17 protein-coding genes, 3 tRNA genes and 1 pseudogene are annotated in these 21,546 nt (G+C 62.8%); 10 read left to right on the top strand and 11 right to left on the bottom strand.

Going from position 1 to position 21,546, the window contains the following annotated elements; translation table 11 throughout:
- Positions 1-63: 63 nt before the first annotated feature.
- The 7 genes from Q0D45_RS10925 to Q0D45_RS10895 are packed head-to-tail and all read left to right on the top strand — an operon-like array spanning position 64 to position 4,756.
- Positions 64-735, top strand: coding sequence for a tetratricopeptide repeat protein (locus tag Q0D45_RS10925; protein WP_293392542.1), 672 nt, complete (start codon positions 64-66; stop codon positions 733-735).
- On the top strand, positions 732-1,208 hold the full coding sequence (locus tag Q0D45_RS10920; RefSeq protein ID WP_293392539.1) for a hypothetical protein: 477 nt from the start codon (positions 732-734) through the stop codon (positions 1,206-1,208). The genes Q0D45_RS10925 and Q0D45_RS10920 overlap by 4 nt, the downstream gene beginning before the upstream one ends.
- A 42-nt stretch (positions 1,209-1,250) precedes the next feature.
- The gene (locus Q0D45_RS10915; RefSeq protein ID WP_293392536.1) at positions 1,251-1,883 is read left to right on the top strand and encodes a MotA/TolQ/ExbB proton channel family protein; all 633 of its coding nucleotides are present in this window, start codon (positions 1,251-1,253) and stop codon (positions 1,881-1,883) included.
- Between the two features lie 31 nt (positions 1,884-1,914).
- The gene (locus Q0D45_RS10910) at positions 1,915-2,430 is read left to right on the top strand and encodes a biopolymer transporter ExbD (protein WP_293392533.1); all 516 of its coding nucleotides are present in this window, start codon (positions 1,915-1,917) and stop codon (positions 2,428-2,430) included.
- Entirely contained in the window at positions 2,427-2,978 is a 552-nt protein-coding gene (locus tag Q0D45_RS10905; RefSeq protein WP_293392530.1) for a biopolymer transporter ExbD, read from the top strand. Before Q0D45_RS10910 ends, Q0D45_RS10905 begins: the two co-directional genes overlap by 4 nt.
- The gene (locus Q0D45_RS10900) at positions 2,975-3,937 is read left to right on the top strand and encodes a TonB family protein (protein WP_293392527.1); all 963 of its coding nucleotides are present in this window, start codon (positions 2,975-2,977) and stop codon (positions 3,935-3,937) included. Before Q0D45_RS10905 ends, Q0D45_RS10900 begins: the two co-directional genes overlap by 4 nt.
- A gap of 21 nt (positions 3,938-3,958) precedes the next feature.
- Entirely contained in the window at positions 3,959-4,756 is a 798-nt protein-coding gene (locus Q0D45_RS10895; RefSeq protein ID WP_293392524.1) for an enoyl-ACP reductase, read from the top strand.
- A 72-nt stretch (positions 4,757-4,828) separates the two neighbouring features.
- Here Q0D45_RS10895 and Q0D45_RS10890 read toward each other — a convergent pair whose 3' ends face one another.
- The 10 genes from Q0D45_RS10890 to Q0D45_RS10845 form a co-directional block, all read right to left on the bottom strand.
- Positions 4,829-6,079 (bottom strand): dicarboxylate/amino acid:cation symporter, encoded by a 1,251-nt coding sequence (locus Q0D45_RS10890; RefSeq protein ID WP_293392521.1) that lies wholly within the window; start codon positions 6,077-6,079, stop codon positions 4,829-4,831.
- 29 nt (positions 6,080-6,108) lie between these two features.
- Positions 6,109-8,034, bottom strand: a complete 1,926-nt coding sequence (locus Q0D45_RS10885; protein WP_293392545.1) for a SurA N-terminal domain-containing protein — start codon at positions 8,032-8,034, stop codon at positions 6,109-6,111.
- Positions 8,035-8,094: 60 nt separating this feature from the next.
- A tRNA-Asp gene (locus Q0D45_RS10880) sits at positions 8,095-8,171 on the bottom strand.
- 37 nt (positions 8,172-8,208) lie between these two features.
- Positions 8,209-8,284: transfer RNA gene (locus tag Q0D45_RS10875), tRNA-Val, on the bottom strand.
- A gap of 45 nt (positions 8,285-8,329) precedes the next feature.
- Positions 8,330-8,602: an HU family DNA-binding protein gene (locus Q0D45_RS10870; RefSeq protein WP_022977095.1), complete on the bottom strand. Its 273-nt coding sequence runs from the start codon at positions 8,600-8,602 to the stop codon at positions 8,330-8,332.
- 229 nt (positions 8,603-8,831) lie between these two features.
- Positions 8,832-11,162: an endopeptidase La gene (gene lon, locus Q0D45_RS10865; RefSeq protein WP_084711499.1), complete on the bottom strand. Its 2,331-nt coding sequence runs from the start codon at positions 11,160-11,162 to the stop codon at positions 8,832-8,834.
- A gap of 243 nt (positions 11,163-11,405) precedes the next feature.
- On the bottom strand, positions 11,406-12,683 hold the full coding sequence (clpX, locus tag Q0D45_RS10860) for an ATP-dependent Clp protease ATP-binding subunit ClpX (RefSeq protein ID WP_022977097.1): 1,278 nt from the start codon (positions 12,681-12,683) through the stop codon (positions 11,406-11,408).
- A 137-nt stretch (positions 12,684-12,820) separates the two neighbouring features.
- On the bottom strand, positions 12,821-13,444 hold the full coding sequence (clpP, locus tag Q0D45_RS10855) for an ATP-dependent Clp endopeptidase proteolytic subunit ClpP (RefSeq protein WP_293392510.1): 624 nt from the start codon (positions 13,442-13,444) through the stop codon (positions 12,821-12,823).
- Positions 13,445-13,527: 83 nt separating this feature from the next.
- The gene (gene tig / locus Q0D45_RS10850; protein ID WP_293392507.1) at positions 13,528-14,871 is read right to left on the bottom strand and encodes a trigger factor; all 1,344 of its coding nucleotides are present in this window, start codon (positions 14,869-14,871) and stop codon (positions 13,528-13,530) included.
- A 162-nt stretch (positions 14,872-15,033) separates the two neighbouring features.
- Positions 15,034-15,118, bottom strand: a tRNA-Leu gene (locus tag Q0D45_RS10845).
- Positions 15,119-15,430: 312 nt separating this feature from the next.
- Here Q0D45_RS10845 and Q0D45_RS10840 point away from each other — a divergent pair.
- From Q0D45_RS10840 to Q0D45_RS10830, 3 genes are all read left to right on the top strand, one after another.
- Positions 15,431-16,399 (top strand): iron ABC transporter permease, encoded by a 969-nt coding sequence (locus Q0D45_RS10840; RefSeq protein ID WP_293392504.1) that lies wholly within the window; start codon positions 15,431-15,433, stop codon positions 16,397-16,399.
- Positions 16,396-17,199, top strand: coding sequence for a heme ABC transporter ATP-binding protein (locus Q0D45_RS10835; RefSeq protein WP_293392502.1), 804 nt, complete (start codon positions 16,396-16,398; stop codon positions 17,197-17,199). Before Q0D45_RS10840 ends, Q0D45_RS10835 begins: the two co-directional genes overlap by 4 nt.
- Positions 17,200-17,356: 157 nt before the next feature.
- A complete protein-coding gene (locus Q0D45_RS10830) occupies positions 17,357-20,455 on the top strand; it encodes an EAL domain-containing protein (protein WP_293392499.1) in 3,099 nt (1,032 codons plus the stop codon).
- A gap of 24 nt (positions 20,456-20,479) precedes the next feature.
- Here Q0D45_RS10830 and Q0D45_RS10825 read toward each other — a convergent pair.
- Positions 20,480-21,546: pseudogene (locus tag Q0D45_RS10825) on the bottom strand (glucose-6-phosphate dehydrogenase (NADP(+))); the annotation flags it as partial.

The following is a 21,546-nucleotide window of genomic DNA, read 5'->3' as shown; positions in this document are numbered from 1 at the left end:
CTCCAGCGAAGTACGGCAAGCGCGAAATCCGCGAGGACTCCTATGACACTCTGCGCTGAGCCCATGAGCATGCCGCGCGCTTCCCGCTGGCTCGGTTTCGCGATGGTCGCCCTGCTGGCGGCCGGTTGCGGCTCTCAGCCGAAGCGGACGGCACCCGCCGTCGTAAGCAAGCCGGAGCCGGAAGCCCCGGCGGACGCCAAGAAGACCGCCGACAAGGGTGATCCTCAGGCGCGTTTCGACGAAGCCCTGAAGCTGATGAAGGGACGCAAGACCAAGGAAGCGCGTGACGCTTTCCTGCTCCTGGCCCGTGACTTCCCGAATTTCTCCGGACCATTCACCGATCTGGCGATTCTGCAGGCCAAGTCCAACCAGCCGACGCTCGCCCTCGATAACTTCGAGAAGGCCACTCGTCTGAACGCGGACAATGCGACGGCCTGGAACTGGCTGGGGACGCTGTACCGCGAGAACAAGGACTATCAGAAAGCCGAAACGGCTTATCAGAAAGCACTGAGTCTCAAACCGGGCCTTGCCGCGTCACATCTGAATCTCGGTTTGCTGAATGATCTCTATCTGCGCCGTCCGCAGGAGGCGCTGAACCACTACCGCGAATACCAGCGCCTTGCCGGTGGCGACAAGCTGATCGTCACCGCCTGGATTCGCGAAATCGAAGCGCAGTTGCCGCCGGCTCCGGCTGCAGTAGCTGCGCCTGCACCTGCTGGAGCCAGCAAGCCATGAACCTTTCCCGACTTCTGACCACCGCCTGCTCGGCCACGCTGCTTGTGGCAGCTGTGATGCAGGCACAGGCACAGGAAGAACAGCCGATCGCCACGCCGCAGGTCCGGATTCCATCGAACCGCAGCACTGCGGGGCCGATCGTCGAGATCCAACGATCCAATCCTGCACCGGCTCCCGCTCCTGCTCCGACGCGCGCGCCCGCCGCTGCATCGAAGGCTCCCGTGCCCGGTTCTGCTGATGCGCCGATTCCGGCCGACGCGACCTCGGGCACCACGATCGTAGGCGATCAGGAATCACCGATCGGCCTCTACATCACACCATGGAAGGATGATTACGCCGAGCGTGGACTTGATCGCCCCGCTCGTCTGGTGGATGAAGCCTTGGAACCCATCGACCCGGCAACTTTCCGTCGCCAGATCGAGTATTACGAAACGATCACTGCATTCCGCAAGCGTCAAGGCGCTGCGAAGTAACACTCTCACTTCTTTCAAGCAACCCGAAACCGAGGAATTCCCATGGAGTTTTTTTCCACCGTCATTCGCTACTTCACAGCCGGCGGTGAGTTCATGTACCCGATCCTGGTCGTGCTCGTCATCGGGCTCGCGATCACCATCGAACGTCTGATCTACCTGCGCCGCGCCTCGGTCGAGAACCGCGAGGTCTGGGCCAAGCTGATGCCGCTGGTCAACGCCGGCCGTCATGAAGAAGCCGAAGCGATTGCAGCCGCTTCGACGACGGCCATCGGCCGCGTCCTCGGTTACGGCCTCGCCCGCTCGCGCGGTGCGACCAGCCGCGAGGAAGTCGAACTGGCGATGGAAGAGAGCCTGATGGAAGTGACGCCGCAGTTGGAGCGTCGCACCCATTACCTCGCGACCTTCGCGAACGTGGCGACTCTGTTCGGCCTGCTCGGCACCATCGTCGGCTTGATCGCCGGCTTCACGGCGGTGTCCGGCGTCAACCCGGCACAGAAGCAGGATCAGCTATCGGCCGCCGTCGCCGTCGCCATGAACTGCACCGCCTTCGGCCTGATCACCGCGATTCCCCTGCTGCTGATCCACGCCTGGCTGGTGACCAAGACCGACGAGATGATCGACAGCCTCGAGATCGCATCGGTGAAGTTCCTGAACAGCCTCGGCCTCAAGAAGTAATGGTCCGCGGTACCAAAGGGACGATCCGCCGATGATGCAGGGTATTTCCCGCGACACTCGACGCGCGCTGCGCCGGGTCAGGCGCAAGCGCAGCACCGAGCTGAATCTGGTGTCGATGATCGACATCCTGACCGTGCTCATGTTCTTCCTGTTGGTGAACTCGATCGGCCTGTCGATCCTGGGCATCAATCTGCCGAACGACAACGCCTCGGCCTCGGAACCGCCGCCGCACAATCTGTCCGTGCTGATCCGCAAGAACGATCTGGCGCTCAGCGATAACGGCTACATCGTGCGTGCGGTGCCGTCGAAAGCCGACGGCTATGACTTCGAAGCGCTGTCGGCGCTGATGCGCGAGACCAAGAAGCGGCTGCCAGCCGAATCCAAGGTGACGCTGCTACTGGAGCCCGGCATTGCCTACGAAGTGCTGGTGTCGGTGATGGATGCCGTGAGAGTCGATCTGACCGCCACCGGACCGGATACCGTCGAACTGTTCCCGCAGATTTCACTGGGCGATGCCCCGGTAGTCGCCGGAGCCAAGAAACCATGAGCCTGCGCACTTCCGCCAAGCGCAAACGCATCCTGCGCAAGGCCCAGCGCACCGAGACCCCAGGTGCGGTCGGCCTGAATCTGGTGCCGATGATCGACATCTTCACGTCACTGCTGATCTTCCTGCTGCTCAGTTCCACGGCCGTGCAGCAGATCCGCACGCCGAAGTCGCTGACCCTGCCGCTGGCCGCCACCGTGCAGCCGCCGAACGATACCGGCGTGCTGACGGTGTCGACTGACGGCGTCACCTGGCAAGGAACAACGGTCATGAGTCTCGAAGACGCTCAGGCGACGCCAGGCAACATCCTGGAGCCGCTCAAGGCGCAGCTGATGCTCAGCCCCCTGGTTGCCATGCAAGGAGCCGAGACGGCTGCAGGCACGCAGACCCGTGGCGAGGTCAATATCCTGGCCGACAAGGCCATCCCCTACGCCTTGCTGAAGAAGATCATGGCGACCTGTGGTGACGCGCAGTTCGCGCGTATCTCGCTGTCGGTGAACCGTCGTTCGATCAACGCGGTAGGCAACGCCGGTCTCGGAGCCACGCCATGAACGCGTCGATGATGTCGCGGACCATTCGCTGGGATGCCTGGCAACTGATCGAGGAAGCCGATCGCCGGTTCCGGCGCATCTTCATCAGCGTCGCCATTCCGGCGCTCGTGTTGGTGCTGCTGACCCACTTTTTCTATGTGGCGCCCGAGCCCAAGCCGCTCCCCGAGTTCGACAGCTCGCAGTACGTCGAGCTGCTTCCGGAACCTGAAGTCAAGAAGCCGGAGCCAGAGAAGGTCGTCGAACCCGTCAAGGAGGCGCCGAAGCCGGTCAAGCCGATCGAACAGGTGAAGCCGAAACCGATCGAAAAGCCGCCGACCGTGGTCCAGGCCAAGCCTGAGCCGACAGCCAAGGAAGTGGCCGAGAAGTCCGGTCTGCTGGCGATGAAGGATGCCCTGAGCAGCCTGCGCGACCAGAACCTGGCCAGTGCGACCAGCGATCAGCCGCTGAGCTCGTCGACGATCACCTCGAAGAGCGGTATCGGCTCTGCCGCCTCTGCCGATGCCATCGCTGCATCGGCGACCGCCAACAGCGGCGGCATCCGCAACGGCAACGGCGTCACTTCGTCGCAGGATGGCGTCGGCGTCGGCTCGCGCAGCACCGGCAAGGTCAGCAGCCCCTTGGGCAGCGGTAATGGTCCGGCCAAGGGCGGTCCTCCAGGACCGGACGGCGGCCGCAATGCCAGCGAAGTGCAGGCTGTGTTCGCCAGGAACCAGGGGCCGTTCTACGCCATCTTCAACCGCGCAGCGCGTGACAATGCCGACATCGGCGCCGGCAAGATCGTGGTACGTCTGACGATCGCGCCGAACGGTTCGGTCGTCTCGTGCACAATGCTGTCGAGCAGCTACGGTGATCCCGAGCTGGAGCGCAAGATCGTCGAGCGCGTCAAGCTGATGAACTTCGGTGCCAAGGCTGGCCCGAATTTCACGCTCGACTACCCGCTCCATTACATTCCTCAATAATTCAAACAACGAACGAGAAACATGGGATTCCTCCAGGGTAAAAAAGCATTGGTGACGGGCGTTGCCAGCGAGCGATCGATCGCCACCGGCATCGCCGAGGCCATGCGCCGCGAAGGTGCCGAACTGGCCTTCACCTATCAGGGTGACAAGCTCAAGAGCAGAGTCGAGGAATTCGCCCACGAGCAGGGCTCGGATATTGTGCTGCCGCTCGACGTGACCCGTGATGCGGAGATCGCGGCCGTGTTCGATACCCTGAAATCGAAGTGGGATGGTATCGACATCGTCATTCACTCGATCGGCTTCGCGCCGCGCGAACTGCTGGCTGGCGGTTACCTGGAAACCGTGACTCGCGAAGGCTATGCCCTCGCCCATGACATCAGCGCCTACTCGTTCGCGGCACTCGGCAAGGCGGCACGCCCGCTGATGCAGGGCCGCGCTGGCAGCCTGCTGACCCTGAGCTATCTGGGCGCCGAAAAAGCTGTGCCGATGTACAACGTCATGGGTCCGGCCAAGGCCAGTCTCGAAGCCAATGTGCGCTACATGGCGGCTGAGCTGGGCCCAGAAGGCATCCGCGTCAACGGCATCTCGGCTGGGCCGATCAAGACCCTGGCGGCTGCTGGCATCAAGGGCTTCCGCGGCATGCTGTCGCATGCCGAGAAAGGCTCGGCGCTGAAGCGCAATATCTCGATCGATGAAGTCGGCAACGCCGCGGCCTTCCTGGCCTCCGATCTGTCGTCGGGCATCACCGGCCAGATCATCTACGTCGACGCCGGTTTCAGCATCATGGGTTTCTCGCTGGACGCCAGCACGCCGGGCTGATTCTCCAGCGGGTCAAAAACAAAAAGCCCGAAGCGGACTACACGCTTCGGGCTTTTTGTTGAGCCGCGACGCTTACTGCGGCGGCTTCAGGATGTCGTGCTCGCCTTCGAGGCGACCAATGACCACCGCACCACAGCCATCGCCGTAGACATTGACCGCCGTGCGGCACATGTCCAATACACGGTCGACGGCCAGCAATACGCCCAGACCTTCGAGCGGCAGGCCGATGGTGCCGAGAATCACCGCAATCGCGACCAGACTGGCCGAGGGAATGCCGGTGACGCCCATCGAGGTGACGACCGCCATCGACACGATCACGAACTGGGTCGTGAAATCGAGATGCAGGCCATAAGCCTGGGCGAGGAACATTGCCGCTGCACACTCGTAGAGCGCGGTGCCGTCGAGATTGATCGCCGCGCCAAGTGGCAAGGTGAAGCCAGACACACGTTCGGAGACTCCGGCGCGGCTGCGCAGGCATTCCAGGGTCACCGGCAAGGTGCCAGCCGAACTGGACGTCGAGAAACCGGTCAACAGCGCCGGCGTCATCGCTTTCAGCATGCGAATCGGCGACACCCGCCCGATCAAAGCCAGCAACACTGACATCGTTACCAGCATATGGAAGGCGAGCCCGCCGAGCGTGGCAAAGAAGAACAGCGCCAGCGGCCGGATCGCTTCGACGCCGGTCGATGAAAACGCTTTTGCGACCAGCGCATAAACGCCGATCGGGGCAAAGCGCATCACCACACCGGTGATGCCCATCATCGTTTCGCGGACACCGTTCCAGAAGTCGCGCTGCACATCGCCGACACTGCCCGGCAAGCGCGCTGCGAAAATGCCGAACATCATGCTGAAGAACACCAGACCGAGCAGGTCGCCTTCGGCGGCCGCCTTGATCGGGTTCGAGGTGATCATGCGATAGAAGACGTCGCTGACGTCGGACAGCTTCGCGCTCGATACCTGCTCGCTGACCTTGGCGCTGCCGGTAGCGAGGCCGAGGATGTCCTTGGCAGGCTGGCCATCGATGATGCCGGGCTGGACGAGATTGACCATCGCAAGGCCAACAACGACGGCGAGGACCGTGGTCAGCGTGTAGAACGCCATTGTGCGCAGACCAATGCGCGACAGCGCCGCCGGCTCGCTGAACGTGGACATGGCCACGATGATCGACGACACGATCAATGGCACCACGACCATCTTCAGGCCATTGAGAAACAGGCCGCCGATGAACCCGCAGAAGCGGATCAGGCTGCTGTCAGCCGACGCCAGTGCGCCGGTCAACACCGCCAGGGCCAGCGCAATCGCTATTTGCCAATGAACCTTCATCGCGTGCGCCCGGGCTGGCTAGCGGTCGATCAAGGAGCGACCGGCTCCTGAGCCGGCAACTCCTTCAGTTCGACCTTGATGCGCTTCTTCAAGGCCTCGTGGTATGCATTGAACTCAGCACCGGCGCGGGCCTCACGAATGCTGGCCAGTTCACCGGCCGGCTCCGTTCCTGGCTTGAGGCTGCCATCGACCACGGTCTTGAGCGCAATCACTGCCGTTGCGCCGCCCTCGATGCTGGCTTCGCCATAGCTTGAGGTCGTCGCAGCCGGACGCGGCAGCTTGAACACTGCATCCAGCAAGGCCAGACCCAGGCCGCTGCGACTGCGCGTGCTTGGTCCCGGCGACTGCGCGGTGAGTTTCAGAGAGGCAGCCACTTCTTCGATCGTCTTGCCCGACTTCAATGCTTCCAGCGCCGCCTTGGCATCGGCAACCGCCTTGGCACGCGCCTGCTCGTTGCGCAGTTCATCGCGGAGGGTTGCTTCAACCTCGGCGAGCTGGCGCTGACGTGGCGCTTCGTACTCGGCCTTGCGCACCACGACCAGACGATCGGCGTCCACCGAGATCGGCTTGGAGTTGACACCGTCGGTGAGCACGGCCTGCGAGAACGCGGCTTCGATCACCGCCGGGTTCGCGGCGATGCCAGCACCGCCGGCACGCGTGAACCAGTCGGTGGTCTCGATGGTCAGGCCGAGTTCCTTGGCAACCGGCTCGAGCGAGGTATCGCTCTCGAATGCAAGCTGCTCGAGTTGCTTGCTCTTTTCCTGGATCTGCAACTGCAGTTCCTTGTTGATGTACAGATCGGTCAAAGCCTTCTGCACTTCGGCTTCCTCGAACGCCTGCGTGCGCGCATCGTTCAATTCGGTCAGCTTGATGATGTGAAAACCGAACTCGGTTTCCACAGGCTCGCTGGTATCACCGGCCTTGTTCAGTCCGTAAAGTGCGGACTCGAACTTCGGCGGCAGCAAGCCATCACCGCGCTTGACGATGCCAAGATCGCCGCCCTTGTTCTTGCTGCCGGGATCATCGGAAGCAGTCTTCGCCAGTTCGGCGAAATTCGCACCACCCTTGAGCTGCGCATAGAGATCATCAGCCTTCTTGCGCGCAGCTTCCTTGTCGGCGCCAAAGTTGATCAGGATGTGACTAGCCTTGCGCGTTTCCGGGGTCGAGAAACGCGTGGCTTTCTCAGCTTCATAAAGCGTCTTGAGAACGTCCGTGCTCGGCGCGGCAGCCTTGGCGAGTTTGCTCTGAGCGAGTTCTACGAAAGCAAGCTTGATCCGCTCCGGGGCTTGCAGACTGGCCTTCTTTTCCTCGTAGCGCGCGGCGATCTGCTCCGGCGTCACCGTGATATCGGCCAGATACTTCGCGGGCTCGAATTGCAGGTATTGGAAATCACGTTCCTGCTTGGAAAGTCGCAGGGCGAGTTTGGCATCGTCCGTGGTGACGACAGCACTGCCGAGCACAACATCACGCAACTGCTCCACCATCAGCGTATCGCGCTGCTGTGCTTCGAAGCTGTCGGTTGTGTAGTTGTTCTGAGCCAGCAGTTCCTTGTAGCGCTGCGTCGAGAACTTGCCGTTCTCCTGAAACGCCGGGACTGCAGTCAGGTAGTCACGCAGTGCGGCATCCCCAGCACGATAGCCGCTGCTCTTGGCCTGCTGCTGCAGCAAAGATGTCTGCACCAGATCCTGAAGCACACTTTCGCGCATGCGCTGGGAGTTGATCTGATCCGCGCGGAAATTCTCGCCCAGCAGTTGCTGCAAACGGCGATAGCGCTGCTCATAAGCGCGATTCAACTGGTCAGCCGTGATCTTGCTGTCGCCAACTTTGGCTATCGGCGGATTGGCATTGCTCTGGAAGTAGCCTTCAATGCCACTGAATGCGAATGGAATACCAATGATGAGCAGTAGAACACCGACAATGACAGGGCCATTAAGGCTGTCACGGATTTGCTGCATCATGTTTTCGGGTCTCGCAAATGAAGAGGGCGCTCTTTGAGCGCCCTCGTGTTGCATATATGGCGGAGCGGACGGGACTCGAACCCGCGACCCTCGGCGTGACAGGCCGATACTCTAACCGACTGAGCTACCGCTCCGCAGAACTACTGACTCCACTTACAACGACCAAGTAACTGGTGGGTGCTGAGGGGCTCGAACCCCCGACTCCCGCCGTGTAAAGGCGATGCTCTACCAGCTGAGCTAAGCACCCTATCGACCGTTACATCCGGTGAAGCTGTCCCCCCCACCGAGTCCGCTACTTTACAGCGTCTTTAAGGGCTTTGCCAGCTTTGAATGAAGGATTTTTGCTGGCCGTGATGTTCAAGGTTGCGCCGGTCTTCGGGTTACGTCCGGTACGTGCCGCACGCTCGCGAATTGCGAATGTGCCGAAGCCGACGAGCGACACCTTGTCGTTCTCCTTGAGCGCTTTGCCGATGACTTCGACGAGCGCATCGATCGCATTGCCGGCATCGGCCTTGGTCAGGCCGGATTGGTCGGCGACGGCCGCGATCAGTTCGGATTTGTTCATGTAGGTTTTTCCCCTCGGATTATTGGATCGGCATGAGCCGGTATTGACTTGGATTCTGTCCCGCCCAGCCCTGAATCCCTTGATGGTTTCATATCGACTTTCAGTAACGAAAATCGTCGTCAGGCGTTGGAGAATCCTTATATCAAGCGGGTTTCAGAGCGTCAATTAAACTGTCGGCAGATTCGGGATTGTAGTGATTTGCGTCACTGCAATCCCGATTTCAAGCTGCTCAGTGGGGTCTGACACCTTCGGTGCTGGCCGGCGTTGGTGCCGCTGCACCTTCAGGAACCGGCTTTGCTTCTGGCATCCGTTCGAGCGCAATGCGCAGCACCTCCTCGACCCAGCGCACTGGTTCGATATCGAGCTTGCCCTTGATGTTGTCCGGGATCTCGGCGAGATCCTTGACGTTCTCCTGCGGGATGATCACGGTGCGGATGCCGCCGCGCTGCGCAGCCAGCAGTTTTTCCTTCAGGCCACCGATCGGCAACACCTCGCCACGCAAGGTGATTTCGCCAGTCATCGCGACATCCGCGCGCACTGGAATCGAGGTCAGTGCCGACACCAGAGCCGTGCACATGCCGACACCTGCGGACGGACCATCCTTCGGTGTTGCACCTTCCGGCACGTGAATGTGCAGATCGTGCTTCTGATAGAAATCCGGATCAATGCCGAGTTGCTTGGCGCGCGAGCGCACCACGGTCAGCGCAGCCTGAATGGATTCCTGCATGACGGTACCGAGACTACCGGTCTGCGTGAGTTTGCCCTTGCCCGGCGTCAGTGCCGATTCAATGGTCAGCAGCTCGCCGCCAACTTCGGTCCAGGCCAGACCTGTCACCTGTCCGACCTGATTCGCTTCTTCGGCGCGGCCGTAACGGAAACGCGGTACGCCCAGATACTTGTCCAGATTCTTGTCGGTGACCTTCACGGTCTTGTCAGTCGGCTTCAGCAAGACCTGCTTGACCACCTTGCGCGCGATCTTCGACATCTCGCGCTCGAGGTTGCGCACGCCAGCTTCCCGCGTATAGGTGCGGATCACAGCGCGAACGGCAGATTCGCTGATGTCGAGTTCCGTCTCGCTCAAGCCGTTTTCCTTGATCTGCTTCGGAATCAGATAACGCCTGGCGATATTGAGTTTCTCGTCCTCGGTGTAACCCGGGATGCGGATGACTTCCATGCGGTCGAGCAGCGGCCCGGGAATGTTCAGCGTGTTCGCCGTGCAGATGAACATCACATCGGACAGATCGAGATCCACTTCCAGGTAATGATCCTGGAAGGTGTTGTTCTGCTCCGGATCAAGCACTTCCAGCAGCGCCGATGACGGATCACCGCGGAAATCCATGCTCATCTTGTCGATTTCATCGAGCAGGAACAGCGGATTCTTGACGCCGACCTTGGTCAGGTTCTGAACGATCTTGCCGGGCAGCGAACCGATGTAGGTCCGCCGATGGCCCCGAATCTCGGCTTCGTCACGCACGCCACCGAGGCTCATGCGCGCGAACTTGCGGTTGGTCGCCTGCGCAATCGAACGGCCGAGCGAAGTCTTGCCGACGCCGGGCGGGCCGACCAGGCACAGGATCGGGCCCTTGAGCTTCTTCACGCGGCTCTGGACAGCGAGATATTCAAGGATGCGCTCCTTGACCTTCTCGAGGCCGTAGTGATCGGAATCGAGCTGATCCTGCGCCTTGGGCAGATCGATATTGGCCTTGGTGGCCTTCTTCCACGGCACCTGCGTCATCACGTCGAGATAGTTGCGCACGACGGTCGCTTCAGCCGACATCGCCGGCATCATCTTCAGCTTGTTCAGCTCAGCAGTGGCCTTGGTCTTGGCAGCCTTGGGCATACCCGCCTTGGCGATCTTGCGCGCCAGCTCTTCCTGTTCGTTCGGGGCGTCCTCAAGCTCACCGAGCTCTTTCTGGATCGCCTTCATCTGCTCGTTGAGGTAGTACTCGCGCTGGTTCTTCTCCATCTGCTGCTTGACCCGACCGCGAATCTTCTTCTCGATCTGCAGGATGTCGATCTCGCCTTCCAGCTGCGCCAGCACGTATTCCAAACGCGGCTTCGGATCACCGATCTCGAGCACTTTCTGCTTGTCTTCGAGCTTCAGCGACAAGTGCGCAGCGATGGCATCGGCCAGGCGTCCCGGCGAATCCATGCTGGTCAGGCTTGGCAGCAACTCGGCCGGCACCTTCTTGTTGAGCTTGACGTACTGCTCGAAGGTGGCAACCGCCGCGCGCATCACCGCGTCGGCTTCGCTGCCGCTGGACCCGCTTTCATCCGGCGGGATCATCGTGAACTCGGCGGTCAGGTAATCGCCGGTCATCTCGAGCTTGGTCACGCGCGCGCGCTGAGCGCCTTCAACCAGCACCTTGACGGTGCCATCGGGCAGCTTCAGCAACTGGAGAATCGAGGCCAGCGTGCCGGTATCGTAGAGATCGTCGACACCGGGTTCGTCGGTATCGGCGTGTTTCTGGGCGACCAGCAGAATGCGCTTGCCGTCCTGCATCGCAGCGGTCAGCGCCTTGACCGATTTTTCGCGGCCGACAAACAGCGGGATCGCCATGTGTGGATACACCACCACATCGCGCAGAGGTAGCACAGGGGTCACAGCTTCATGGGTTCCGGACACGGCTCGAACCTCGGGTCATCGTGGAATGCTTCGATATTGGAATTATGCGCCTAGCCAGTGATGCGTCCGCCAGCCATATTTTTCAAGCGCGGAATGACGATCGCCCCGAATAAACGCCGGCCAGAAAAAAGGCGCGCCGCGATCAATCGCGGCGCGCCTGGATCGACATCAGCCCGATCAGGCGCTGTTCTTGACGTCGCGGCGCGGCGCTTCGAGATTCTCGTAGACGATGAACGGCTTCGCTTCGCCCTTGGCGACCGACTCATCGACGACGACCTTCGACACATTGGTCATCGACGGCAGGTCGTACATCACGTCGAGCAGGATGTTCTCGAGAATGGTGCGCAGGCCGCGCGCACCAGTCTTGCGATCACGCGCCTTGCGGGCAATGGCGTTGAGCGCGTCCTCGCGGAACTCCAGCGTGCAGCCTTCCATCTGGAACAGCTTGGCGAACTGCTTGACCAGCGCATTCTTCGGTTCCTTCAGGATCGAGATCAGCGCCGCTTCATCCAGCTCTTCCAGCACGGCAAGCACCGGGAGACGGCCGACAAACTCCGGAATCAGGCCGTAACGAATCAGATCTTCCGGCTCGACGCCGAGCAGCATGCGGCTGACCTGATGGCTGTCCTTCTGCGACTTCACGTCGGCGCCGAAACCGATGCCGGTCTTCTCGGTACGGTTCTGGATCACCTTGTCGAGGCCGGCGAACGCGCCACCGCAGATGAACAGAATGCCGGCCGTGTTGACCTGCAGGAATTCCTGCTGCGGATGCTTGCGACCACCCTGCGGCGGAACGCTGGCGATAGTGCCTTCGATCAGCTTCAGCAGCGCCTGCTGCACGCCTTCGCCGGACACATCGCGGGTGATCGACGGGTTTTCGCTCTTGCGCGAAATCTTGTCGATCTCATCGATGTAGACGATGCCGCGCTGCGCTTTCTCGACGTCGTAATCGCACTTCTGCAGCAGGCGCTGGATGATGTTTTCGACGTCCTCGCCGACGTAGCCGGCTTCGGTCAGGGTCGTCGCATCGGCGATCGCGAACGGCACATCGAGCAGACGGGCCAGCGTTTCGGCGAGCAAGGTCTTGCCCGAACCGGTTGGACCGATCAGCAGGATGTTCGACTTCGACAGTTCCACGCCATCGCTCGAACCCTTCTGGCTCAGGCGCTTGTAATGGTTGTAGACGGCGACCGACAGCACTTTCTTGGCCTGATCCTGGCCAATCACGTACTCGTCCAGCACCGCACGGATTTCCTGCGGCTTCGGCAGGCCTTTGACCTGCGGCTTGGCGTGGACTTCCTCGCGGATGATGTCGTTGCACAAATCGACGCATTCGTCGCAGATGTAGACCGACGGACCCGCGATCAGCTTGCGAACCTCGTGCTCGCTCTTGCCGCAGAACGAGCAATACAGCACGCGACCACCCTGGGTGCCGCTGCGTACGTTGTCAGGCATTTCCAACCTCAATCAAGGTTCTTGAATCCTTATAGCATCATGTCGTATGACAGCAAAATGACTGCAAGTTCTGTTCGCAACCAGTCCCGCGCAACGTCAACTTGTCGACGCGGGCCTGAATTGCTGCAGATCTGCACTCAGTTCGCGACGGGAGCCTGAGCCCGCTTGTCGATGATGTTGTCGATCAGACCGTAGGTCTTGGCCTGCTCGGAGTTCATGAAATAGTCGCGTTCGACATCGGCCGCGACCTTTTCGATCGGCTGGCCGCAGTGCTCCGCCATCAAACGGTTCAACCGCTCCCGCAGATAGAGGATTTCCCGGGCCTGGATTTCGATATCCGTCGCCTGGCCCTGGGCACCGCCGGACGGCTGATGAATCATTACTCGCGAATTCGGCAGCGCGAAGCGCTTGCCCTTGGTGCCGGCCGACAGCAAGAAGGCGCCCATGCTGGCCGCCTGGCCGATGCACATCGTCGACACGTCCGGCTTGATGAACTTCATCGTGTCGTAGATCGACAGGCCCGAAGTGATCACGCCGCCAGGCGAGTTGATGTAAAGGTGAATGTCCTTGTCCGGATTTTCCGATTCAAGGAACAGCAGCTGGGCGACGACGAGGTTCGCCATGTAGTCGTCGATCGGTCCAACGATGAACACGACGCGCTCCTTCAGCAGGCGCGAGTAGATGTCGTACGCACGTTCTCCGCGGGCGGTCTGCTCGACCACCATCGGGACCAGCTGCGAGCGGTTGCGGAGGTCAGTCATCGGATTTCCAGGTTATAGGGTCAAGTCGGGCGATCGTTCCGGCGCCGAGGCCGGAACGATCGCGTGCAGATTGCTCTGCACCATTACGCAGGTTGGGCCTGCTGCTGTGATTTCAACAGGTCTTCGAGCGACATCGGCTCATCGGTCACCTGAGCGCCGGCGGCCAAAGTCTCGACAACCTGCTCTTCGAGCACGACGCTGCGCAGGCGCTGCATCAGATCTTCGCGTGAGCGATACAGCTTGCGCACTTCTTCCGGATCCTCGAAATCGCCAGCGATGTTGTCGAGCGCCAAATCGACGCGGGCCGGATCAATGCTGATCTGGCGCGAGGTGATCACTTCACCGACCAACAGGCCCAGGGCAACGCGGCCCTTGGCGCCCGGCTCGAACATTTCGCCCGGCAGCATCGCCTTCAGCTGCTCAGGCTTCATCTTGCTCATGTCGTTGCCGCGATTGGCGCCGATGCGGTTGATCGTCTCGGTGCGCATGCGATCGACTTCTTCGCCGACCAAACCGGACGGCACATCGATCGGATGCATCGCGTGCAGCTGGTCCATCACTTCACGCTTGACGCGCGCGGTGACCGCCTTGGTGCGCTCGGCTTCCAGGGCTTCGCGGCACTTGCTGCGCAGCGCTTCGGCGCCGCCTTCGTCGATACCGTGGACCTTGAGGAACTCCTCATCGAGTTCCGGCAGCTTCGGCTCGCGCACTTCCTTCATGACGATGCTGAACACCGTGGCCTTACCGGCCAGGGCTTCATTGCGATAGTCGGCCGGGAAATTGACCGCCACATCGAAGGTTTCACCGACCGAATGGCCGATCAAGCCGTTTTCCAGATCCGGCAGGAAGCGCGCTTCGCCGATCTCGATCGAGGCGTTGTCGCTCTTGCCGCCCTGGAAGGCTTCGCCATCGAGCTTGCCTTCGAAATCGACGGTCACCACGTCGCCAGCCTGGGCTGCGCGTTCGGCAACTGCCAAAGTACGGCGCGCCTTGCGCAGGTTGTCGACCAGACGATCGACGTCCGCCTCGGTCACTTCGACAACAGGACGGCTGATCTTGATCTGGCTCAGATCGCCGAGCGTGATCTCCGGGAACACGTCGAAGCTGGCGGTGTAGACCAGCGGCTGGCCGACCGCTTCCGCGGTGACATTGAAATTCGGCGAGCTGGCCGGCTGCAGCGTCGACTGGGTCAGCGCTTCCGGCCAGGTCTGGCGAACCAGTTCGCCGACTGCGTCATTGCGCGCATCGGCACCGTACTGCTGCTGGATGACCTTCAGCGGCGCCTTGCCCGGACGGAAGCCCGGCACGCGAGCGCGGCCCGCGAGGCGCTTGAGGCGCTCACCAACTTCGCGTTCAAAGCGATCGGCCGGGATCGTGACATGCAGCCGGCGCGTCAGACCGCCGGCGGTTTCGACTTGGACTTCCATCGTTCAAGACTCTTGTAAAGGTGGTGATGATCTTTCCGACCGCTTCGCTCTGGGCGGGCGCTCTGTATTTTTTCTGCGAAAGGCCAGAACAGCTGCCTCCGCTTTGCTCCGGATTTTTTCGGCTGAAAGGTCCACCGGACCTTTCAGACAGCCCCGAAAAAATGGTGCGAAAGGCGAGACTCGAACTCGCACGCCTTGCGGCGCTGGAACCTAAATCCAGTGCGTCTACCAATTCCGCCACTCTCGCCGGTGCTGCCTGCCTCGGAACCGCATTTGCAGCGGCATTCGACACAAGCGCGGAGTATATCAGCGGCTGCCGGCCCACAGACCCGCAGCAATTCAGGCGTCAAGCCAGTCAACGCCCAGCCTGACGATCAAGCCGCTACAAAGCCGGCGTCCGAACTGGGACACTAGCGCCCTACCCCGCCAGGTCACCGTGACCTGGTCACGGCGCAGCAATCGATCGCCAGAGCCCCGCACCGTTTTGTCCCCGTTCAGGTCGTCAAACCCTTCCGCGTCACTTCGGCTGCCTCTGTTCGGCGGTCTGACGCTGTTGCTGATGGTTGCGACGGCATTCGCGCTGACCCGCGGCACCATCGCCATCGACTGGACAACGCTGTTCGTCCCCGGAACCGATCAGGCCATGCAGACCACGGCCCTGCTCGAACTGCGCCTGCCCAGAGTGCTGCTGGCGCTGCTGATCGGCGCGGTACTCGCCCAAGCTGGAGCCGTCACCCAGGCGCTGTTCCGCAATCCGCTGGCCGAGCCGGGCTTGATCGGCGTCTCCGCCGGTGCCGCACTCGCCGCGGCCATCGTCTTCACGCGGCTGGACGGGCGACTCGGCGGGCTGGCCGCCTGGCAGGGCGTGTTGCTACCCGTCGCCGCGTTTGCCGGAGGCTTGCTTGCGGCCGTCACCGTGCTCCGTCTGTCGCAACGCGATGGCGTCACCCGAATGACGACGATGCTGCTCGCCGGCACCGCCATCAACGCTTTCGTCGCCGCGATCGTCGGCCTGCTGTCCACCACCGCAGACGACTCCGGCCTGCGCGGCTTCACCCTGTGGATGTACGGCAACCTCGGCCGTGCCGGCTGGAACGAGATCGCCATCGTCGGCCCGGTGCTGCTGATCCTGCTGCTGTGGCTGCCGCGCGAGGCGCGAGCGCTCGATGCCCTGCTGCTCGGCGATGCCGAAGCGCTGCATCTGGGCGTGCCGGTGGAGCGTCTGAAGCGGCGCATCCTGATCGCCGTCGTGCTGGCGACGGCGGCCGCGGTATCGCTGGCCGGCATCATCGGTTTCGTCGGCCTGATCGTGCCGCATGCGCTGCGCCTGATCGTCGGCCCGGGCCACCGCCTGCTGCTGCCGGCCTCGGCGCTGGCTGGGGCGCTGCTGCTGGTGCTGGCCGACACGGCGGCGCGCACCCTGGCGACGCCGGCGGAATGGCCGGTCGGCGCGCTGACCTCGGCGATCGGCGCGCCGTTCTTCCTGTTCCTGCTGCTGCGGCTGCGCGACCGCGCAGGGCTGTCATGACGCTGGCAGCAGTTCATGCCGGCTACGGCGTACGCGGCCGACGCCTGATCGACGACGCCAGCCTGGTGCTGCTACCCGGTCAGTTGCACGTGCTGCTCGGCCCGAACGGCGCCGGCAAGTCGACCCTGCTGCGCCTGCTGGCCGGCGATCTGAAGCCGGATGGCGGCCAGGTTTTGCTCGATGACCGGCCACTTTCTGCGTGGCCCAGCGCGGCGCTGGCGCGGCGGCGCTCGGTGATGATGCAGCGCGAGGATCTGCCGTTTCCGTTCCGGGTCGACGACGTGGTCACTCTCGGTCGTCTGCCGTGGCAGCGCAGCGCCGAAGCGCCAGCCGAGCAAGCGATCATCGCCGCGGCATTGGCCGAAGCTGGTGCCGCCGGCCTCGCCGGTCGCCGCTACAACGAACTGTCCGGCGGCGAGCGAGCGCGGGTCCAGCTCGCTCGAGCGCTGGTCCAGATCAGCGCGCCGGACGACCGCGAAGCGCGTTATCTGCTGCTCGACGAACCCACCGCCAGCCTCGATTTCGCGTTTCAGCATCACTGCCTGCTGACCATGCGCCGCCTCGCCGCGCGCGGTGTCGGCGTGTTGGCGATCCTGCAGGACCCGAATCTGGCGTTGCGGCACGCCGACACCGTGTCGCTGATCGAGCGCGGCAGGATCATCGCTCACGGTCTGCCGAACGAGGTGCTGGCACCGGACCGGCTGTCGACGCTTTACGGCCTGACCATCGACGCGGTACGCGGTCCCACCGGAGCAATCTGCCAACTGTTCGCCACCGGCGCGGCAAGGTCTGTGGCATGAGCCACAGACCACTGGTTCGAGGTGGCCGTCCGTGTCATCGTCCTGATCGTTATCCTCTGATGACCAGCCTCGTTCCTCCGCCGCATTGCCTGCCTTGTCGATGAGTTCTCCCCGCCCTTCCTCATCCTTTCAATCAGGCCTGCGCTGGCACCAGGGATTGCAGTTTCGTCTCGGCCTGTTGTTTGCGCTGTTGCTCGCAGTGCTCGGCGGCGTCGCCTTCTTCGCCGCGGATCGTCTGATCGGCCGCGGCCTGGAACAGGCCACCTTTCGCTTCGAAACGGCGATCAACCAGCGGCTGCTCGCCGAAACCGGCCAGATCGTTCGCAGTACCGAGCAATTCGCCCAGCTGCTGGCGCTGACCGCCAGCAACCCCGATGCCACGCTGCGGGCTCGCCTCGGCGAACGTCTGCTGCAAGACTTGCCGATTGCCAGCTATGGCCTGTGGCCGGAACCCTTGAACACCACCGCCGGCGTGCGACGCAACAGCCAGTTCTGGCGCGTCACCGACAACGGCAAGCCCGAAGCCCGTGACGATTACAACGCGCCGGACGCCATCGCCTATTGGCGCGAGCCCTGGTACACGCCCTCGCGGATCGCCGGAGGCAGCCGCTGCCTGTGGTCGCCGGTCTATCGCGATCCGCTGCTCGCCCGCGATGTGGTGACCTGCAGCGTGTCGATCATCGGCGCACGCGGTTTCGAGGGTGTCGCCACGGTCAGCGTCGACATCGCCAATCTGAGCCGTCGTTTCCTGACCGACGGCGAAGCGCTGCGCAGCTACGCCGTGCTCAGTGATCGCAGTGGCCAGATGCTGGCGGTATCGGCCCTGGCTCGCGACCAACTCGGCGCTGCTGTCGGCAGCAGTCGCAACCTGCCCGAACTGGCCCAGCGCGAAGCCCGCTACAACCCTGTGGCGCTGGCGATCCATCGCCGCAACGAAGCGTTCCGGGCAGATGCGCTGCGCTCGGCGAGCTACGACGCGCGCCTGGTGTCCTCGCTCAAGGACAACAGCCGCGACTTGTCCCGAGTCGCTGCCGAAGACGCCCTCGCCGCCGTCTGGAACGCCAACGATGGCCGCGCTGCAGATGCGCCGGAACGCTTGAAGCTCGACCTTGATCCGGTCCTGGGCGAAAGCAGCTACGCCGTGTTGTCGACGGTGCCCGACGCCGGCTGGCAGCTGCTCAGCGTGTCGCCGACGCGCGAAGGCAACGACACCATGATCTATCTGGTCACTCAGGCTCTGACCGTGACCCTGGGTACCGCCGTGCTGGTGCTGGTGTTGGCGTTCGTGCTGCTGCGCGGCACTGTGATCCGGCCGCTGCGCAGGATGACCCAGGCCATCGCCCGCGCCGAACAGGATGGTCAGGACACGGAGCAGGACGTGACCCTTGATGAGTCCGGCGCCGGCGAACTGCGTCTGCTCGCGCACTGGCACAACGAACGCAGTGCAAGGCTGCGCGACCTGCAGGATCGCGCCAGTGTCGCGATCAGCCAGCTGCACGGCGAGACGGCGGAACGGGTTCGCGCTCAGGACCAGTCGCTGCGTCTCGGCGAGCGCAACCAGATGCTGATGAACACGCTCGATGACGGCATCGCCGTGCTCGACGAACACGGCGCGATCGTCGAGTTGAATGCCATTGCCGAGCAATGGTTGTCGACCACCCAGCGCAACGCTCGCGGCGCGCTGTTTGGCTCTGTGTTGCAAGCGCGGCTCGGCAGTCTCGAGGGTCCGGCGCTGCCGGATCTGATGCAGCAGATTCGGGATACCGGCGCGCGCATCGATTTTCCCGATGGCGTGATGCTTGGCGGTAATGGCACTCAGGGCCAGGAACTTGGCCGCGAACTGGGCCTGAGCGCCGTCCCGATCCGCAGCCGCGTCGACCGCATCACCGGCTGCCTGGTCGTGCTGCGTCGCGCCGGCGGGCCGCGAGTGGCTGGCCCCTCGTCGGGCAGTGTGGCTCAGGAGTTCGTCGATCCGGTCACCGGGCTTGGCGGTCGCAAGGCCTGCGAACGGCGCGTGCGCGAACTGCACGCGCAAGCCCAGAACGCGGGCCACGAAGCACGCAGCGATGAACCGCTGCAGGCGCTGGCGAAGCTCGATTTCCCGGAGCTTCGGCGAGTCCGCGAAACCCGGAGCCACAGCGATGCCGATGCCCTCGCCGCGCGTTGCGGTGAACGTCTGGCCGCACTCAGCGGCGGCTCGGACCATGTGTTTCGTTTGACGCCGGACCGCTTCGCCGTGCTGATTGAAGCCCGGACCGGCGAACAGGCGCGGCTCGATGCCGAAACACTGCGGGCGCATATCGCCGAACAACGCCTCCTGACTGGCGATGAATGGATCGAGGTGCATGCCGTGATCGGCCTGTGCCTGATTTCTACCGATGTCGGCTCGGCGGCCGAGGTCATGCGCCGCGCCGGCATCGCCTGCGACCACGCCCGCAACGGCCAAGGCGTGGTGCTGCACGGCGCCGAACTCGAAGTCGGCAATGGCATCGATCAGGACGCGCTCTGGGTGCGGCGCATCGAACGCGGCCTGGAGGAGCGTCTGTTTCACGTCACCACGCAGCGCCTGCAGCCGTCGCGCGCGCTGGCATCGGAAGGCGAAGTCTTCGAAGTGCTGCTCGCCCTCGAAGACGAGGAAGGCTTCTGGGCGCCGTCGTCGCTGTTCCTGCCGATTGCCGAGCGGCATCTGCTGGGCTCGCAACTCGATCGCTGGATGATCCAGGCGCTGTTCGAACGGCTGGCCGCCGACAGCGCGCTATGCGGCCGGATGGCCAGCTGCGGCCTGCATCTCTCCGCGGATTCGCTGCACGACGCCACGCTGATCTCGTTCATCGCCGAGCAGATCAACAGCCATCCCGAGGTGCCGATCGGCAAGCTCTGCTTCGAACTGCGCGACGACACGCTGACCGGCAATCCGCAGCAGGCCAAGCGCTGCTGCGAAGCGCTGCGCCGGCTCGGCGCCAAGATCGCGATCGATCACCGCACCGGCCGCCAGATTGCTTACGTCGAGCAGTTGCGCGGCATGCCGGTCGATTACGTGAAGCTCGATGCCTCGCAGTTCCAGCGCATTGCCGAAGACGATATCGAGCAGATGCTGGCGGAGTCGGCGCTGAAACTCGCCAAGCTGATCGGCGGCCGAACCATCATCGGCGCAGTCGACAGCGAAGCGCAGGCAACCGTCTGGCGCAGGCTCGGCGCCGATTACCTGCAAGGCCAAGCGATCGCCAAGCCGAGCCCGGTGCCGTTCCGAAGCTGACGCGCTGAAGCTACGACGAAGGGCTCAGCTTTTCGTCTTGTTCGGATCGCGCCAGGCACGCTCGAACGGCAGACGCCAGGCATGCGGAGCGACCAGCTGATGGATCGCTTTCGGCCCCCAGGAGCCCGGCTCGTAGAAGCGCACCGGCGGCGGCGACTCCAGCAGTTCTGCCGACACTTCCCAGAGCCGCTCGATACCTTCGGCCGTGGTGAACAAGGTGTGGTCGCCGCGCATCGCGTCGAGGATCAGGCGTTCGTAGGCTTCGAGCACATCGCCAATCAAGCCGGTGTCATGCATCGCGAACTGCAGACTGAGCTTGTCCAGGCGCATACCTGGGCCGGGACGCTTGCCGTAGAACGACAACGACATCTTCGAAGCATCGGCCAGATCGAAAGTCAGATGATCCGGACCTTGCGCACCCACGCCGGAGCCCACCGGAAACATGCTTTTCGGCGGTTCGCGGAAGGCGATCGAAATGATCCGCTGCCCTTCGGCCAGACGCTTGCCGGTGCGCAGGTAGAACGGCACGCCAGCCCAGCGCCAATTGTCGATCGCGCACTTCAGCGCAATGAAGGTTTCGGTATCCGATTCCGGATCGACACCGGTCTCGGAACGATAGCCGGCGTACTGGCCGCGCACGACATTGATCGGATCGATCGCCAGCATGCTGCGGAACACCTTGTTCTTCTCTTCGCTGATCGGCCGAGGCTCCAGTGCCGTCGGCGGCTCCATCGCCATGAACGCGAGAATCTGGAACAGATGAGTGACCACCATGTCGCGGAAGGCGCCGGTCTGTTCGTAGAAGCCGGCACGCGTGCCGAGGCCCAGAGTCTCCGGCACATCGATCTGCACGTGGTCGATGAAGTTACGGTTCCAGATCGGCTCGAACAGGCCATTGGCAAACCGGAAGGCGAGAATGTTCTGCGCCGGTTCCTTACCGAGGAAATGATCGATGCGGAAGATCTGCTCCTCGCTGAACACCTGGTGCAGCTTGCCGTTCAAGGTGACCGCGCTGGCCAGATCGGTACCGAACGGCTTCTCCATGATGATCCGCGAACGCTCGACCAGCCCCGCCTCGTTGAGCATGCCGA

This window comes from Nevskia sp. (assembly GCF_023266035.1).
GTDB lineage: Bacteria > Pseudomonadota > Gammaproteobacteria > Nevskiales > Nevskiaceae > Nevskia.
This window is presented reverse-complemented; position numbering and strand designations above follow the sequence as displayed.

Excerpts from the sequence above, each read along its gene's own strand:
- Q0D45_RS10925 (WP_293392542.1), top strand. The coding sequence starts at position 64 with ATGAGCATGCCGCGCGCTTCCCGCTGGCTCGGTTTCGCGATGGTCGCC.
- Q0D45_RS10920 (WP_293392539.1), top strand. The coding sequence starts at position 732 with ATGAACCTTTCCCGACTTCTGACCACCGCCTGCTCGGCCACGCTGCTT.
- Q0D45_RS10915 (WP_293392536.1), top strand. The coding sequence starts at position 1,251 with ATGGAGTTTTTTTCCACCGTCATTCGCTACTTCACAGCCGGCGGTGAG.
- Q0D45_RS10910 (WP_293392533.1), top strand. The coding sequence starts at position 1,915 with ATGATGCAGGGTATTTCCCGCGACACTCGACGCGCGCTGCGCCGGGTC.
- Q0D45_RS10905 (WP_293392530.1), top strand. The coding sequence starts at position 2,427 with ATGAGCCTGCGCACTTCCGCCAAGCGCAAACGCATCCTGCGCAAGGCC.
- Q0D45_RS10900 (WP_293392527.1), top strand. The coding sequence starts at position 2,975 with ATGAACGCGTCGATGATGTCGCGGACCATTCGCTGGGATGCCTGGCAA.
- Q0D45_RS10895 (WP_293392524.1), top strand. The coding sequence starts at position 3,959 with ATGGGATTCCTCCAGGGTAAAAAAGCATTGGTGACGGGCGTTGCCAGC.
- Q0D45_RS10890 (WP_293392521.1), bottom strand. The coding sequence starts at position 6,079 with ATGAAGGTTCATTGGCAAATAGCGATTGCGCTGGCCCTGGCGGTGTTG.
- Q0D45_RS10885 (WP_293392545.1), bottom strand. The coding sequence starts at position 8,034 with ATGCAGCAAATCCGTGACAGCCTTAATGGCCCTGTCATTGTCGGTGTT.
- Q0D45_RS10870 (WP_022977095.1), bottom strand. The coding sequence starts at position 8,602 with ATGAACAAATCCGAACTGATCGCGGCCGTCGCCGACCAATCCGGCCTG.
- lon (WP_084711499.1), bottom strand. The coding sequence starts at position 11,162 with ATGGCGATCCCGCTGTTTGTCGGCCGCGAAAAATCGGTCAAGGCGCTG.
- clpX (WP_022977097.1), bottom strand. The coding sequence starts at position 12,683 with ATGCCTGACAACGTACGCAGCGGCACCCAGGGTGGTCGCGTGCTGTAT.
- clpP (WP_293392510.1), bottom strand. The coding sequence starts at position 13,444 with ATGACTGACCTCCGCAACCGCTCGCAGCTGGTCCCGATGGTGGTCGAG.
- tig (WP_293392507.1), bottom strand. The coding sequence starts at position 14,871 with ATGGAAGTCCAAGTCGAAACCGCCGGCGGTCTGACGCGCCGGCTGCAT.
- Q0D45_RS10840 (WP_293392504.1), top strand. The coding sequence starts at position 15,431 with ATGGTTGCGACGGCATTCGCGCTGACCCGCGGCACCATCGCCATCGAC.
- Q0D45_RS10835 (WP_293392502.1), top strand. The coding sequence starts at position 16,396 with ATGACGCTGGCAGCAGTTCATGCCGGCTACGGCGTACGCGGCCGACGC.